The organism is Nocardia acidivorans NBRC 108247 (assembly GCF_001625085.1).
Taxonomy (GTDB): Bacteria; Actinomycetota; Actinomycetes; order Mycobacteriales; family Mycobacteriaceae; genus Nocardia; species Nocardia acidivorans.
The window spans coordinates 57,124-70,575 of sequence record NZ_BDAW01000036.1; the positions used below are offsets into that span (position 1 = coordinate 57,124).

Here is a 13,452-nt window from a genome sequence, read left to right on the forward strand (position 1 = left end):
CATGGGCTCGCCTTTCGTCTCTCTCGTTGACATTCGGGCCACAAGTGTATCTACTGAATACACTTCTTCGAGAAGTGTAAACGCGGTACATGCAAGGAGATCGACAATGACGACGTCTCGAACCGACGAGTCGACGCCCGTGGCCCCGCCGCCGCAGTGGCGCGACCGCAAGCGCTACCTGTGGCTGTTCGGCCTGGTCGCGCCCACCGCGCTATTCCTGACCACGGGTCTGGTGGCGGCGTTCAACCAGCTCGGCTGGCGGGCGGTCGCACCGGTGTGGTGGTGGATCGGCCCGCTGCTGGTCTACGTGCTGCTGCCGATCCTGGATCGATTCTTCGGTCCGGACGGCCAGAACCCACCCGATGAGGTGATGGAGTGGCTGGAGAACGATCGCTACTACCGCTACTGCGTCTACGCCTACATCCCGTTCCAACTGCTGAGCCTGGTGTACGCCTGCTACCTGTGGACCGCGACGGATCTGTCCTGGCTCGGCATCGACGGCGGCCTGAGCCTGATCTCCAAGATCGGCCTGGCGCTGAGCATCGGCGTGGTCGGCGGCGTCGGCATCAATACCGCGCACGAACTCGGCCATAAGAAGGCCGAATTGGAGCGCTGGCTCTCCAAGATCACACTGGCCCAGACGTTCTACGGGCATTTCTACATCGAGCACAACCGCGGCCATCACGTGCGGGTGGCGACACCGGAGGATCCGGCCAGCTCACGCTTCGGCGAATCCTTCTGGACCTTCCTGCCGCGCAGTGTCTGGGGGAGTCTGCGCTCGTCGTGGGAGCTGGAGGCCGCGCGATTGCGGCGACTCGGCAAGCGCCCGTGGACGATTCACAATGACGTGCTGAACGCCTGGCTCATGTCGGTGGTGCTCTGGGGTGCGCTGGCCGCGGTCTTCGGCCCGATCGTGCTGCCGTTCCTGGTCTTGCAGGCGGTGTACGGCTTCGCCCTGCTGGAGACGGTGAACTATCTCGAGCACTACGGACTGCTGCGCCAGCGCACCGCGAGCGGCCGCTACGAGCGCTGCACGCCCGAGCACAGCTGGAACTCCGATCACATTGTCACCAATATCTTCCTGTACCACCTGCAGCGGCACAGCGACCATCACGCGAATCCGACTCGGCGCTACCAGATCCTGCGCAGTATGGACGGCGCGCCGAATCTACCCAGCGGCTACGCGAGCATGATCACCCTGGCTTACTTCCCGCCACTGTGGCGGTGGGTGATGGATCGCCGGGTGCTCGATCACTACGACGGCGATATCACCCTGGTGAATATCCAGCCCGGTAAGCGCGATCGCGTGCTCGCCCGGTACGGGGTGCGCTGATGGCCGCCTACCGTTGCCCCGTCTGCGATTACGTCTACGACGAGGCCAAAGGTGCTCCCCGCGAAGGCTTTCCGCCCGGCACCGCATGGTCGGCCGTACCCGACGACTGGTGCTGCCCGGATTGCGGTGTGCGCGAGAAGCTCGACTTCGAATCCTGCGAGAGGCACGACCGTGAACACTGATTTCAAACTCTTCCGCTGCCTGGTCTGCGGCTTCGAATACGACGAGGCGCTGGGCTGGCCCGAAGACGGTATCGAACCGGGCACCCGCTGGGCCGATATCCCGCAGGACTGGTCCTGCCCGGATTGCGGTGCGGCCAAGGCGGATTTCGAGATGGTCGAGGTCAGCCGGTCGTGACCGAACGAATCGTGATCGTCGGCGCGGGCGTCGCGGGCGCCACCGCCGCCAAGACCCTGCGGAGTTCGGGATACGACGGCGAGGTCGTGCTGCTGAGCGCGGAGCGAAGTCTGCCGTATCGGCGGCCCATGGTCTCCAAGGAACTGCTGGCCGGGACCGCGGTGGAACGGCGCACGCTGCTCGAGATCGCGGAATTCTGGCCCGAGCGCGGGATCGAATTGCGCACCGGGGTCACCGTCGAGAGCATCGACGCCGATCGCGCGGTGGTGCGCATGCTGTACGGCGGTGAGATCGGTTATGACGCACTGCTTCTCGCCACCGGGGCGCGTCCGCGGGCACTGCCCGGTGTGCGGCACGGCCTGCCCGTGCTGCGTGGTCGCGACGATATCGAGGCGCTGCGCCGGGCCATCGACGGCGGCTCGCTGCTCATCGCCGGAGCCGGGCTGATCGGGTGTGAGGTCGCCGCCACCGCGGCGAAACTCGGTGCGCGCGTGACGGTTCTGCACGCCGGGGTCACCCCGCTGGACCGGATCGCTCCGCCGATCATCGGCGAGTACATTCGGAAACTGCACGCGGACAATGGCGTCGACATCCACGGCGAGGTGCTGCTGGCCGAGGTGGAGCAGATCGGGAATGCCGTCCGCGCGACCAGTACCGACGGCCGGGAGTGGCGTGCCGGCGCCGCCCTGGTCGCCATCGGCGCGGTCGCCGATACCGCGGTCGCGGAAACCGCGGGTGTGAAGGTCGACGACGGCATCCTGGTGGACGAGGCGTATCGCACCTCGGTGCCGGGCATCTTCGCCGCCGGAGACGCCGCCGCCCGCTTCGATTCGGGTCTCAATGCGTATGTGCGCGAAGAGCATTGGAACAGCGCCCAAGCCCAGGGGGCGGCCGCCGCGCAATCGATGCTCGGTCTGCCGCCCACCCCGGCCGGTGTCTGCTGGGGTTGGTCGACCCAGTACGGGATCACTGTCCAATTCGCGGGACGCATCCGGCTCGATGACGATCTGGAGGTGTGGGGTACGCCGGGCACCCCGGATATCACCGTGCGGGCCATGCGGGACGGCTGTCTCAGAGGCGTGGTGTCCGTCGGCCGTCCGGCCGAGTTCCGGGCCGTTCGCGACGAGCTGGCCGCGCAGAGCTAATCACGCGCAAAAAGTGAAATGCCGCCGCATCAATTCGGGTGATGCGGCGGTTTCCCGGTTTGCCGGGGCATTGCTGAAATTACTTCTGACCTGGCCTCTTTCGGCATCGCGCGCGCATTTTTCACCGGTACCGCCCGGTTGGTCAACCCCTGTGGCCAATCCAGTGAAGACTGACACGTCAGTCCGAAGTCTGTATTACTGTCCGTCTGGGTCGGTACGGACCCGTTGGGGCAGTGGGGTGGTAGGCATTGGTCGACAAGGTCATTCGGGGGCCTGAACCGTTCATTCGGCAGGGCGTCGAGTTCGTTCTCTCCGGGTTGCGCACCTTCGGGCGCACCATTCAGCTCGCGGTGGCGGCGTTCCGCTACCTGGTCACCGATATCGTGGCCCTCAAACACCCGTGGCGCGACACCCTCCAACAGGGCTGGTTCATTGTCAGCGTCACCGCCATTCCCGCTGTGCTGGTATCGATTCCGTTCGGTGTCATCGTCGCGGTGCAGGTCGGCAGCCTTACCCAGCAGGTCGGCGCGAGTTCGGTCTCCGGTGCGGCGGGTGGGCTCGGTGTCATTCGGCAGGGCGCGCCCATGGTGACCGCGTTGCTGCTGGGCGGCGCGGCGGGCTCGGCCATCGCCGCCGATCTCGGCGCGCGCACCATTCGCGATGAGGTCGATGCCCTGCGCACCATGGGCATCGATCCGGTGCGCCGCCTGGTCGCCCCGCGGCTGGCCGCCATGATCGCGCTCACGCCGCTGCTGTGCATGCTCATCATCTTCATGGGTGTGTTCACCGGATACGTGATCGCCGTGGGCTTTCAGGGCGTCACGCCCGGCAGTTATCTATCCGCCTTCGCGGCCTTCGCCAAGATGAGCGATCTGGTGGTGGCCATCGTGAAGTCGGTCATCTTCGGAGTCATCGTGCTGATCGTCTCCTGTCAGCGCGGCCTGGAGGCCACGCACGGGCCCAAGGGGGTGGCCAATGCCGTGAACGCGGCCGTGGTGATCGGGGTGATCGCCGCCTTCGGTGTGAATCTGGTTGTGACGCAGCTGGTTTCCATGTTCATTCCGACGCAGGTGGGCTGATGACCCAGGTTCCCGCCCGCTATCAACCGCTCGGCGCGGTCGGCCGGATCGCCGAGCGCGGCGCACAGGCTCCGCTGGGTGTCTTCGAATCCCTGGGGCACCAGGCGACTTTCGTCTACGAGGTACTGGCCGCGATACCGCATACGCTGCGGGTCTATCGCCGCCAGACCATGCTCATCCTCTCCGATATCACCTGGGGTTCCGGGGCGATCATCGTCGGCGGCGGCACCGTGGCGGTGCTGGCCTTCCTCGGAATCGCGGTCGGCGGCTCGATCGGCGTGGAGGGTTTCACCGCGCTGAACATGGTCGGCATGGGTCCGCTCACCGGTTTCGTCTCGGCGTACGCCAATACCCGGGAGATGGCTCCCATGGTGGCGGCCATCGGTTTCGCCGCGCAGGCCGGCTGCCGCATGACCGCCGAGATCGGGGCCATGCGCATCTCCGAGGAGATAGATGCCTTGGAGGCCATCGGAATTCGGCCCATGCCTTTCGTGGTGACAACCCGGGTGATCGCGGGGGTGATCACCATCGTCCCGCTGCATCTGCTCACCCTGATCCTGTCGTACCTGTCCTGCGCGACGGTGGTGAATGTGCTGCACGGGCAGTCCTCGGGCACCTACTACCACTACTTCAACGCGTTCCTGCAACCCGGTGATGTGATCGCATCCCTCATCAAGGCAACGATTTTCGTCATCACCATTATTCTCATCCACGGCTACCAGGGCTTCTACGCCTCGGGCGGTCCGGAGGGCGTGGGGCGGGCCTCGGGCCGGGCCATTCGCGCCAGCCTGGTGCTGGTGGTCATCCTGGACATGATCCTCACCATTGTGATCTGGGGCTTGGACGTCGGCATCAGGATCTCGGGGTGAGGGCATGAGCGTGTTCAAGGATCACTCCGGTCGCAGTGCCGGACCGTGGATGCTGCGCCTGCGCGGTGTGGTCACGGCGATCGTCATCGTCACCGTCGCGGTGCTCGTAAGCTCCTATGCGCGTGGCTCGTTCGCCGATCGGTTCGGTCTGACCATCGACGCCGCCACCCTCGGTGAGGGGCTGGCACCGGGCGCGGAGGTGAAGTTCCGCGGCTATGCCATCGGCACCGTGCGCGAGGTCGAGACGGTCGGTTACGGTCATCAGCGCATTGCGGTGCAGATCGATCGGAATCAGGCGGCCGCGCTCACCGACGCGGTGACCGCGCGCTTCACCTCCTCGAATGTCTTCGGCTCCAGCGCGATCGAATTGGTGCCCGGCAATGGCGGTGCGCCACTGCGGGAGAACGCCACCCTGCAGATCGCCGAGAACGCCACCAATGCCACCGTCGCGGGCGTCTTCCGGCGCGCGGCCCGGCTCACCACGGTGCTCGACTCCGATACCGTGCGCAGGCTTTTCGATCTGTTGCTGGACAATGCGGACAGCCTCGGCCCGGTGTTGCAGTCGTTCTTCGAGACCGCGCGCATGCTGGCCGACGGGCAGCAGGCCCCGCTCGGGCACTACATCGAGATCGGCCGGGATATGACCGGCGCCTTCGCGACGCTGACGCCGTCGGTCGGGCACGCCATCCTCGCGGTGCTCGAACAGTCGGCCTACTTCGGTGACCCCGCCAATCGCGCGCGGACCGACAAGGCCACCGATGGCGTGGATCAGGCGGTCCTGATCGGTATCTCGGAGTTGCTGCGGCGCAACAACCCGGAGCTGGAGAAGGTGCTCAGCGGTGTGCTGGATGTCGCGGTCCCGGTCAGCGTCTCGCTCGGCACGGTGGCCCCGGCCTACAACCGGATTCCGAATCTGTTGCGCGCCATGAACGAAGCCTTCCCGGAGGTGGACGGCAAGGTGCAGCTGCAATTGGAGCTGATCGTGAAAACCATGCCGTATCTGGCCGATTCGCTGGGGGGTGCGCCGCGATGAACGATATCGCCAGATCCTCGATCAAACTCGTGGTGTTCCTGCTCATCGTCTCGGCCTGCTCGGTCTTCATCGTGACCGCGCTGCGCACGCCCATTCCGGGTGACAAGGTCGGCTACGACGCCGTATTCACCGATGTGTCAGGGCTTTTCGCGGGTGACTCGGTGCGCATGTCCGGTGTGGCGGTCGGCAAGGTGGAGACGGTGGCGCTGGACGGCGCGCAGGCGCGGGTGCATTTCACCGTGGCCACCGACCGCCCGATCTACGACAGCACCAAGGCCGCAGTGCGCTATCAGAATCTCATCGGCCAGCGCTATGTGGAGCTGCTCACCGGGGGCACGGCCGGTGTGAAACTGAAAGCGGGAGCGACCATTCCGGTGCAGCGCACCATCGCCAGCTTCGACGTCTCCAAACTCTTCAACGGTTTCAAACCGCTCTTCGACACCCTCGACCCCGGCCAGCTCAACCAGTTCGGCGACAATCTGCTGCGCGTCATCCAGGGTGACGGTTCCGGGATCGGCCCGGTGCTCTCGGATCTGGATACCCTCACCAAGCACGCCCGCAACAGCGAGGCGGTGATCGTGCTGCTCATTCGCAATCTGGGTCTGGTCTCGGACGAGATCGGCGGCAAATCCCAGGCGGTCGGTGATCTGGTGGCACAGCTGGCCGGGATTCTGCGCCAGTTCACCAGTAAGACCCAGACCATTCTGTCGGCCATCGATTCGGCGAAAGCCGCTCTGGGACCGCTGGTTCCGCTGCTGGAGGAGACCCGCGACGCCTATGACGTGGCCTACGGCCCGGTCGACGGGCTGCTGCGGCGACTGGTGCCGCAGACCGATCAGCTCACCCGGATCCTGGCCATCACCCCGCAGCTGGTCACCGGATTGAACGAGTCCGTACCGGGAAACGGGGTGAAGCCGCGGATCACCTGCTCCAACGGTGAGGCCGCCATGCCCGCCCTGGCCGATGTCATCCTGTCCACGCAGAACCTGGTGGTGTGCAAATGAGGGGATTGATCCGGTACCTCGGCGAGCTGATTCGCGACACCCTGACCGGGCGCGGTGATCAGCAGGTCCAATTGCGCTGGGGCATAGCCGGTGTCGCGGTCTGCGCGGTGGCGCTGCTGGTGGCGGGCGCGGTGTACGTCATCCCGTTCGGGCAGCGCACCTATATCGCCGATTTCAAGATCTCCGGGGGTGCGCGCTCGGGTGACGAGGTTCGGGTGGCGGGAATCAAGGTCGGCAAGATACGCTCGGTGGACCTGGTCGGCGATCACGTCGAGGTCGCCTTCACCGTGAAATCCGATGTGCGGGTGGGGGATAGAGCTGCGGTCGAGGTGAAGATGCTGACCCCGATCGGCGGGCACTACCTGGCCCTCACCCCCACCGGAGACAAGGAGCTCGGGTCCCGGCACATTCCGCCCGAGCGCACCGGAACGCCCTTTGAACTCAGCGATATCCTCGACAAGGGCACGCCCATCTTCAGCAAGGTCGACGCGGGCACCATGCGCGATACCGTCGGCGAGCTGAACAAGGCGCTGGCCGGACAACCCGACGCGCTGCGCGGGGTGATCGACAATGCCGATGAGCTGACCGGACTGCTGGCCGATCGGACCCGGCAACTCGATGCCGCGCTACAGGTCTCGGACGAATACATTGCCGCCATCGCCGATGACAAGGCGCTGCTGGCCGATTTCGTCCGTCAGCTCGGCACGGTCGCCGATCAGCTGGGCAATCGCAAGGACGATATCGTCGGCGTCTTCAATCTGGTGAAGCGGGTGCTGGTCATCCTGCACCGGCCGATCATGGCGTACGGCGATTCCATCGAACCCTCGGTGACCCAATTCGAGCAGTTGTTCTCCAAGGTGTTCGCCGACCCGGATCGACTCGACACCGTGGTGAACGGATTACGCGATGTGATCGCCAAACTCAATGGGCTGCTCGGAAATCAGGTGCACGCGGACGCACCCGCCGATGGTGTGCGGATCTGTATTCCCTACGAAGGCAAGGCGTGCTGATGAGGTGGAAGGGAATCGGCAAAAGCCGAACCGCACTCGTCGCGGGTGCGGCCGTGCTGGTGGCGATCGTCGTGGCGGCGGGCATCACCTGGGCGGGGACGGTGCGCGATTCGGCACAGAGCGTATGCGCCGAATTCGCCGATACCGTCGGGCTCTATCGGGGCAACAGCGTGACCATGCTCGGGGTGGAAGTCGGCACGGTATCGAAGATCGAATCCCTCGGTGATCGTATGCGCGTCACCATGAGCGTGGGCGAGAAGGTGAAACTGCCCGCCGATATCGAAGCCGTCACCATGTCGAGTTCGATTGTGACCGACCGGCATGTGGAACTGACCAAGCCCTATACCGCCGGACCGCGTTTCGACGCCTCGAAATGCATTGCGCTGGACCACACCCGGACGCCGATCGGCATCAGCGAGGCACTGGACGCCATGGGCGGGCTGGCCGGTGACCTCACCGGCGGCAAACCGGGCGACACCCTGTTGAACGACACGCTCACCGCCGCGGACAACGCCATCAGCGGCACCGGGCCGCAGTGGAATCAGCTGCTGCAACGGCTTTCCACGGTGGTCGGTGACCCGTCCCAGCGCGATGTGGTCTTTCGGCGGCTGGTCGACAATCTCGATCAACTCACCACCATGTTCGTCACCAATTGGCCGGATATGAAACTGGTGCTGGACAATCTTCGCGCCGGACTCCAACTCATCGGCGACTTCTCCACCGAATTCGCGGGCGCGGTGGATCTGGCGGTGGAGTTCCTGCCGGTCCTGGCGCGCAATATCGGCAAATACGATCAGCAGGCGTACGCCTTCCTGGACCTGTATCTGCCGCAGGCACACGACTTCCTGCAACAGCATCAGGGCGATATCGAGAGTCTGCTCGCCCAATTGCCGCCGCTGGCGGCGCAGCTACCGCGGGCAGGTGGGCGATGAGACGTCTCGCGCCGCGGGTGATTCCGGCCGTCACCGCGCTCACCCTGCTGCTCAGCGGATGCGGGGTGCGGGCCACCGACATCCCCATTCCCGGCACCTATCCCAGCGGTGACACCTATTCCGTGCGAATCGAATTCGGTTCGGTGTTGAACCTGCCCGATCGCGCCAAGGTGATCGCCGACGGCGTGGAGATCGGCATGCTGGATCACATCGATCTGATCGGCAATACCGCCGTCGCCACCGTCAAGGTGCACGCCGATGCCAAACTGCCCAGAACCACCACGGCGGAGTTGCGGCAGAGCACCATTCTCGGCGATATTCATATCGCGCTGGAGGCTCCGAAGAACGCGCCGAACACCTTCCTGCGCGACGGTGATGTCATCCCGATGTCGCAGACCGTGCCCGCCACCAATGTGGAGGATATTCTGCGGGCGCTGTCCAATATCATCACCGGCGGCCGGTGGGCGGATCTGCAACGGCTGGTCACCGATGTGAACGCGGCCTTCCCGAGTGATCCGGCCGAACTGGACCGGATCAATAACGCCGGGCGGGCGGCGTTGCGCGATATGGCCTCGCACAGCGCCGATATCGACCGCATTCTCATTTCGGCGCAGCAGATCACCGGGAAGCTGGAGTCCGGGCGCGATGCGGTGGATCGCATTCTCACCTACGGCCCGGAGCGGGCGGCCGGGTTGTCGGCGGTGCTGTTCAATGTGGTCAAGCTGATCATCAGCGGGGGCACGCTGGCGGGCAATGTGGGTGAGCTGGTGCTGCCGCACGTGGGTGATCTGCAATCGATCGTCTCGATTCTCGCGCCCACGGCGGTGACCGTCGGCTACTCCGACATCACCCTGGGCTCGAATCTGGAGATCTTCCACAATCTGTTGCGGGACAAGCTGATTCCCTTCCTGGAGTCCCCGGATGTGCGGGTGGACCGGGTTTCGGCGGATGTGCGGGCCGACGAGCTGGTTCCGATCATGCGAGCGATGGGGCTGGTGCCGTGAAACTCTCACTCTCCGGGCCGGTTTCGCTGGTCCTGCTGATGGTGCTGACGCTGATCTGCGGCAGCTATATGGCCGTGGGCGTGCTGAATCTGGACCCGCGCCGCGAGAACAACACCGTCACCGTGCTGCTGGACTCCTCCGGTGGGCTCATGAAGACCTCCGAGGTGACGCTGCGCGGTATGCCGATCGGGCGGGTGCGCGATATCGGCGCGACGGTCCGCGGTTTGGCGGTGACGCTGGAATACGATGCCAAATACCGGATTCCGGTGGACAGCGCGGTGCGGATCGCCAATCTCTCGGCGGCGGGCGAGCAATTCATCGACTTCCGGCCCACCGGCACCGCCGGGCCGTTCCTGCACGACGGCAGTGTGGTGCCGCCCCGGCAGGTGAAGATCGCCAGCAGCGTCGGCGACGCCCTGGCCAAGATGGATGCCCTTACCGCGCAATTGGATCCGGTCAAACTGGAGCATCTGGCCACCACCGTGGCGGCCGGATTCGAGGGCCGCGACGCCGATGTCGCGAACCTCACCAGGGCACTGGTCGGCACCGCGAATCTGTTGCGGGACAAGCGCGCCGCCATCGCACGGCTGTACTCGAATGTGCAGACCCTCGGTGATCGGTTCGACGGCCGTGCGCCCTCGCTCGGTGCCGCGGCCGGTGATCTGGATTCGGCGCTGCCCGAACTGCTGCACATCATCGCCGCGTTCCAGAACTACTCGTATGTCGGGGAGAACATCTTCGACGATCCGATCGGGCCGCTGGTCACCCGAATCGATCAGTACCTGTCCCTGATCGGGCCGGATCTGGGGTTCATCGCGACCGCGCTGGCGCCCTCGACCGGTGCGATCAAACCGCTGCGGGTGGATGCCGGATCGATTGTGGATCTACTGGCCACGGTGTTCCCCGGCGATGGCAAGGCCCATGTCGGCGTCGAGTTTCCGCGATAGGAAGGCGAATCATGAGTGAGAACGAGCAGGAACGATCCGAATCCGCCGTGGTGCTGGAGAAGTCGGAGCCCAAGGCCGATCCGGTGCCGGAGCCGGAGCCGGAGGGGGAACCGGTGCGGTTGCGGGTGTTTCGTGATCGCCGCCAGGCGATCCCGCTCGCCGCCGCGGCGGTGCTGGCGGTCGTCGCGCTGGTGCTCGGCGTCTGCTGGCACACTGCCTCCGGGGATCTGAATGCCCTGCGCGCCGATAATTCCGATCGTGATCGCGCGGCCGAGGTGGCGACCGATTACGCCCTGCGCTCGCTCAGCTACGACTACCAGAACCTGCCAGCCTTCTTCGACGGTGTGCAGCGCGATGCCTCGACCGCGTTGCGGGACAAGTTCACTCAGACGCACGATGCCCTCACCAAGATCATGACCGGCGCGCAGGTGGTGGCCACCGGTCAGGTCGTCGGCACCTCGGTGCGGGCCCAGGGCAACGATCAGTACGCGGTCACCGTCTACGCGATTCAGCGCACCCGGAATCTGCAACAGCCCGAGCCCGCCGCCAAGCCGAATCTGCTGGTGGTCACGGTCGCCAAGCGCGACGGTGACTGGCTGGTGGTCGATTACGGGCCCAAGGAGGGGATGAGCACCGACGGTGTGACCAAGGACGGGGCCACCAAGGACGGGGCCGCGAAATAGCCCCGCGCACTCCGCGGCCGCCTCGGTCCGAGCTTCCACTGCGGCGGCGCCGGCAGATTATCGAAGCCGCCTACGAGGTGTTCACCGCCGCCGGGTACGAGGCCGCCGCCATCTCCGCGGTCGCCACCCGGGCCGGGGTCGGCCAGGGCACCATCTACCGGTACTTCGGCAGTAAGCGCGAAATCCTGGACCACGTCATCGATTTCGGTGTGGACAAGGTGATGGACTCGGTGCGACCGGACGAACTCTTCGGCACCGCAGCCAGTCTCGACGAACTGCTGGAAACGGTGCGGGCGGCGGTGGGCCGGGTGTACGACCTGCTCGAGCGCGAGCCACGGGTCCTGCGTTTAATACTGGTGGAAGCCGGTGCCATCGATCCCGAACTGGCACAGCGACTGCTGGGCCTGGAGGCGGTGCTGGCCTCGCTGGTGGCCGGTGAACTCGCGCGCGGAGTGGACGCGGGCTGGATTCGCGCCGATATCGATCCCGAGGTGACCGGGCATGCGGTGCTGACGCTGGTGGGTCCGGCGCTCATGCGCGAGTTGCACGGCACACCCGATCCGCGTGCTCGCGAGCGCAGTACGGCCACGGTGTTGCGGTTGCTGGGCAAGGCGTTGCGGGTGCGGAAGGCGGCGTCGTGAGAGACCCCGGACGCGATGCCCGGCGGGCGGCGCGCGCGGAACTGCGGCGCGTCGAATTGGTCCGGGCCGCCTACGATCTGGTGATGGCGCGGGGTTTTCGCACCATCGGCGTCGACGATATCGCCGTCGCCGCGGGGGTCTCGCACGGCACCTTCTACAACTACTTCGAGAACAAGCGAGACATTCTCGACGCCGTCATCGACCACTGTTTCGAACATATTCGTGAGCGCCTGCTCGGTCCGGAGGCCGATGCCGCGCCCGACACCCTGGCCGAGTTCGGCGCGCGGTACGAACGGGTGATCGACCGGTGTTACGACCTGGTCGCCACCGAACCCGGGCTGGTGAATTTCCTGCTGCTGGAGGCGTCTTCGATCGATGATCGGGTGATCGAGCGCTGTCTGCGCAATGCCCGGCGTTACGGGGTCCAAGCGGTCGAACAGGTGCGGCAGGGGATGGCGCACGGCTTTCTCGATGCCCGCCTCGATGCCGATATCGCGGCCGAGGTGCTGCTGTCGGTGCTGGTGTCCGCGCTCTTCTCGGCTCTGCGGGCGGGCGCGGATGGACTCACCCAGGAGCGAGTTCGCGTGCAGCTCACCGCATTTCTCGCTACCGCCCTCGGGGCGGGGGACTAGTGCACCGAGAATCCGCCGTCGACGTGGATGGCCTGACCGGTGATATACGCCGAGGCTTGGCTCGCGAGAAAGACCGCCGCACCGGCGAAGTCGTCGGCCAGTCCATTGCGGCCGATCATGGTGCGCGCGGCCAAGGCTCGCACGCGTTCGGGATCATCCTGTAGCCGCTGGTTGAGCGGGGTCAACACGAATCCGGGCACCAGGGTGTTGCAGGTGACCCCGGACGGCGACCACGTCTCGGCCTGCGAGCGCGCCAGCGACTCCAGCGCCCCCTTGGACACCCCGTACGCTCCACTGTTCACGAACGCCCGATGCGCCTGCTGTGACGTGATGTGAATGATCCGCCCGAAACCGCGCGCGGCCATCCCCGGCCCGAACCGCTGCCCCAGCAGGAACGGCGCGTCCAGATTCACCGCCATGGTCTGATCCCACACCCGCTCATCGAGTTCCTCGAACGGCGGCCGCAGATTGATCCCCGCGCAATTGACCAGAATATCCGGCTCACCGAAGACCTCAACCGCCTTCTCGGCGGCCACTCGCACCCCCGCCCGAGTGCCGAGATCCGCACTCACCCAACCCATTTCACACCCGTCCCCGGCGAACTCCGCAACGGTCTCGGCCAGCTTCTCCTGCCCGCGCGCCACGATCACCACCCGCGCTCCCGCCTGTGCCAGCGCCCCCGCGATGGCCCGTCCGATCCCCGAACTGCCCCCGGTGACGAGCGCAACCTGCCCCCGCAGCGAGAACAATCCGGAGAGGTAGTCCTGTGTAGTCACGGCCGAC

The 13,452-nt window shown here is 65.8% G+C and carries 16 protein-coding genes; 15 read left to right on the plus strand and 1 reads right to left on the minus strand.

Annotated elements, in window-relative coordinates; translation table 11 throughout:
• Nucleotides 1-106 precede the first annotated feature (106 nt).
• The 15 genes from NA10_RS20605 to NA10_RS20670 all read left to right on the plus strand — a co-directional run bounded on the left by NA10_RS20605 (nucleotide 107) and on the right by NA10_RS20670 (nucleotide 12,669).
• Nucleotides 107-1,333, plus strand: coding sequence for an alkane 1-monooxygenase (locus NA10_RS20605; RefSeq protein WP_067570408.1), 1,227 nt, complete (start codon nucleotides 107-109; stop codon nucleotides 1,331-1,333).
• Nucleotides 1,333-1,515, plus strand: a complete 183-nt coding sequence (locus tag NA10_RS35800; RefSeq protein ID WP_084515040.1) for a rubredoxin — start codon at nucleotides 1,333-1,335, stop codon at nucleotides 1,513-1,515. The genes NA10_RS20605 and NA10_RS35800 overlap by 1 nt, the downstream gene beginning before the upstream one ends.
• Nucleotides 1,505-1,690: a rubredoxin gene (locus NA10_RS20610; protein WP_067570410.1), complete on the plus strand. Its 186-nt coding sequence runs from the start codon at nucleotides 1,505-1,507 to the stop codon at nucleotides 1,688-1,690. The genes NA10_RS35800 and NA10_RS20610 overlap by 11 nt, the downstream gene beginning before the upstream one ends.
• Complete coding sequence (locus tag NA10_RS20615) at nucleotides 1,687-2,835, plus strand: NAD(P)/FAD-dependent oxidoreductase (protein ID WP_067570412.1); 1,149 nt, start codon at nucleotides 1,687-1,689, stop codon at nucleotides 2,833-2,835. Before NA10_RS20610 ends, NA10_RS20615 begins: the two co-directional genes overlap by 4 nt.
• Nucleotides 2,836-3,083: 248 nt before the next feature.
• Complete coding sequence (locus NA10_RS20620; protein WP_084515042.1) at nucleotides 3,084-3,914, plus strand: MlaE family ABC transporter permease; 831 nt, start codon at nucleotides 3,084-3,086, stop codon at nucleotides 3,912-3,914.
• Nucleotides 3,914-4,783 carry an MlaE family ABC transporter permease gene (locus NA10_RS20625; RefSeq protein ID WP_067570414.1) on the plus strand — a complete coding sequence of 290 codons (870 nt, stop codon included), beginning with the start codon at nucleotides 3,914-3,916 and terminating at the stop codon, nucleotides 4,781-4,783. The genes NA10_RS20620 and NA10_RS20625 overlap by 1 nt, the downstream gene beginning before the upstream one ends.
• 4 nt (nucleotides 4,784-4,787) lie before the next feature.
• A complete protein-coding gene (locus tag NA10_RS20630) occupies nucleotides 4,788-5,816 on the plus strand; it encodes an MlaD family protein (RefSeq protein ID WP_067570416.1) in 1,029 nt (342 codons plus the stop codon).
• Complete coding sequence (locus tag NA10_RS20635) at nucleotides 5,813-6,820, plus strand: MCE family protein (protein ID WP_067570418.1); 1,008 nt, start codon at nucleotides 5,813-5,815, stop codon at nucleotides 6,818-6,820. The genes NA10_RS20630 and NA10_RS20635 overlap by 4 nt, the downstream gene beginning before the upstream one ends.
• Entirely contained in the window at nucleotides 6,817-7,830 is a 1,014-nt protein-coding gene (locus NA10_RS20640; RefSeq protein WP_067570493.1) for an MlaD family protein, read from the plus strand. Before NA10_RS20635 ends, NA10_RS20640 begins: the two co-directional genes overlap by 4 nt.
• Complete coding sequence (locus NA10_RS20645; RefSeq protein WP_067570420.1) at nucleotides 7,830-8,762, plus strand: MCE family protein; 933 nt, start codon at nucleotides 7,830-7,832, stop codon at nucleotides 8,760-8,762. The genes NA10_RS20640 and NA10_RS20645 overlap by 1 nt, the downstream gene beginning before the upstream one ends.
• Entirely contained in the window at nucleotides 8,759-9,766 is a 1,008-nt protein-coding gene (locus NA10_RS20650; protein ID WP_067570422.1) for an MlaD family protein, read from the plus strand. Before NA10_RS20645 ends, NA10_RS20650 begins: the two co-directional genes overlap by 4 nt.
• Nucleotides 9,763-10,713, plus strand: coding sequence for an MlaD family protein (locus tag NA10_RS20655; protein ID WP_084515044.1), 951 nt, complete (start codon nucleotides 9,763-9,765; stop codon nucleotides 10,711-10,713). Before NA10_RS20650 ends, NA10_RS20655 begins: the two co-directional genes overlap by 4 nt.
• 11 nt (nucleotides 10,714-10,724) lie before the next feature.
• Nucleotides 10,725-11,396, plus strand: a complete 672-nt coding sequence (locus tag NA10_RS20660) for a hypothetical protein (RefSeq protein ID WP_084515046.1) — start codon at nucleotides 10,725-10,727, stop codon at nucleotides 11,394-11,396.
• Nucleotides 11,397-11,455: 59 nt separating this feature from the next.
• Nucleotides 11,456-12,037: a TetR/AcrR family transcriptional regulator gene (locus NA10_RS20665; protein WP_281180215.1), complete on the plus strand. Its 582-nt coding sequence runs from the start codon at nucleotides 11,456-11,458 to the stop codon at nucleotides 12,035-12,037.
• Nucleotides 12,034-12,669: a TetR/AcrR family transcriptional regulator gene (locus NA10_RS20670; protein WP_067570427.1), complete on the plus strand. Its 636-nt coding sequence runs from the start codon at nucleotides 12,034-12,036 to the stop codon at nucleotides 12,667-12,669. Before NA10_RS20665 ends, NA10_RS20670 begins: the two co-directional genes overlap by 4 nt.
• Here NA10_RS20670 and NA10_RS20675 read toward each other — a convergent pair.
• Nucleotides 12,666-13,445 carry an SDR family NAD(P)-dependent oxidoreductase gene (locus NA10_RS20675; protein ID WP_067570500.1) on the minus strand — a complete coding sequence of 260 codons (780 nt, stop codon included), beginning with the start codon at nucleotides 13,443-13,445 and terminating at the stop codon, nucleotides 12,666-12,668. The genes NA10_RS20670 and NA10_RS20675 overlap by 4 nt on opposite strands.
• Between the last annotated feature and the right edge of the window lie 7 nt (nucleotides 13,446-13,452).

Excerpts from the sequence above, each read along its gene's own strand:
- NA10_RS20605 (WP_067570408.1), top strand. The coding sequence starts at position 107 with ATGACGACGTCTCGAACCGACGAGTCGACGCCCGTGGCCCCGCCGCCG.
- NA10_RS35800 (WP_084515040.1), top strand. The coding sequence starts at position 1,333 with ATGGCCGCCTACCGTTGCCCCGTCTGCGATTACGTCTACGACGAGGCC.
- NA10_RS20625 (WP_067570414.1), top strand. The coding sequence starts at position 3,914 with ATGACCCAGGTTCCCGCCCGCTATCAACCGCTCGGCGCGGTCGGCCGG.
- NA10_RS20630 (WP_067570416.1), top strand. The coding sequence starts at position 4,788 with ATGAGCGTGTTCAAGGATCACTCCGGTCGCAGTGCCGGACCGTGGATG.
- NA10_RS20635 (WP_067570418.1), top strand. The coding sequence starts at position 5,813 with ATGAACGATATCGCCAGATCCTCGATCAAACTCGTGGTGTTCCTGCTC.
- NA10_RS20640 (WP_067570493.1), top strand. The coding sequence starts at position 6,817 with ATGAGGGGATTGATCCGGTACCTCGGCGAGCTGATTCGCGACACCCTG.
- NA10_RS20645 (WP_067570420.1), top strand. The coding sequence starts at position 7,830 with ATGAGGTGGAAGGGAATCGGCAAAAGCCGAACCGCACTCGTCGCGGGT.
- NA10_RS20650 (WP_067570422.1), top strand. The coding sequence starts at position 8,759 with ATGAGACGTCTCGCGCCGCGGGTGATTCCGGCCGTCACCGCGCTCACC.
- NA10_RS20660 (WP_084515046.1), top strand. The coding sequence starts at position 10,725 with ATGAGTGAGAACGAGCAGGAACGATCCGAATCCGCCGTGGTGCTGGAG.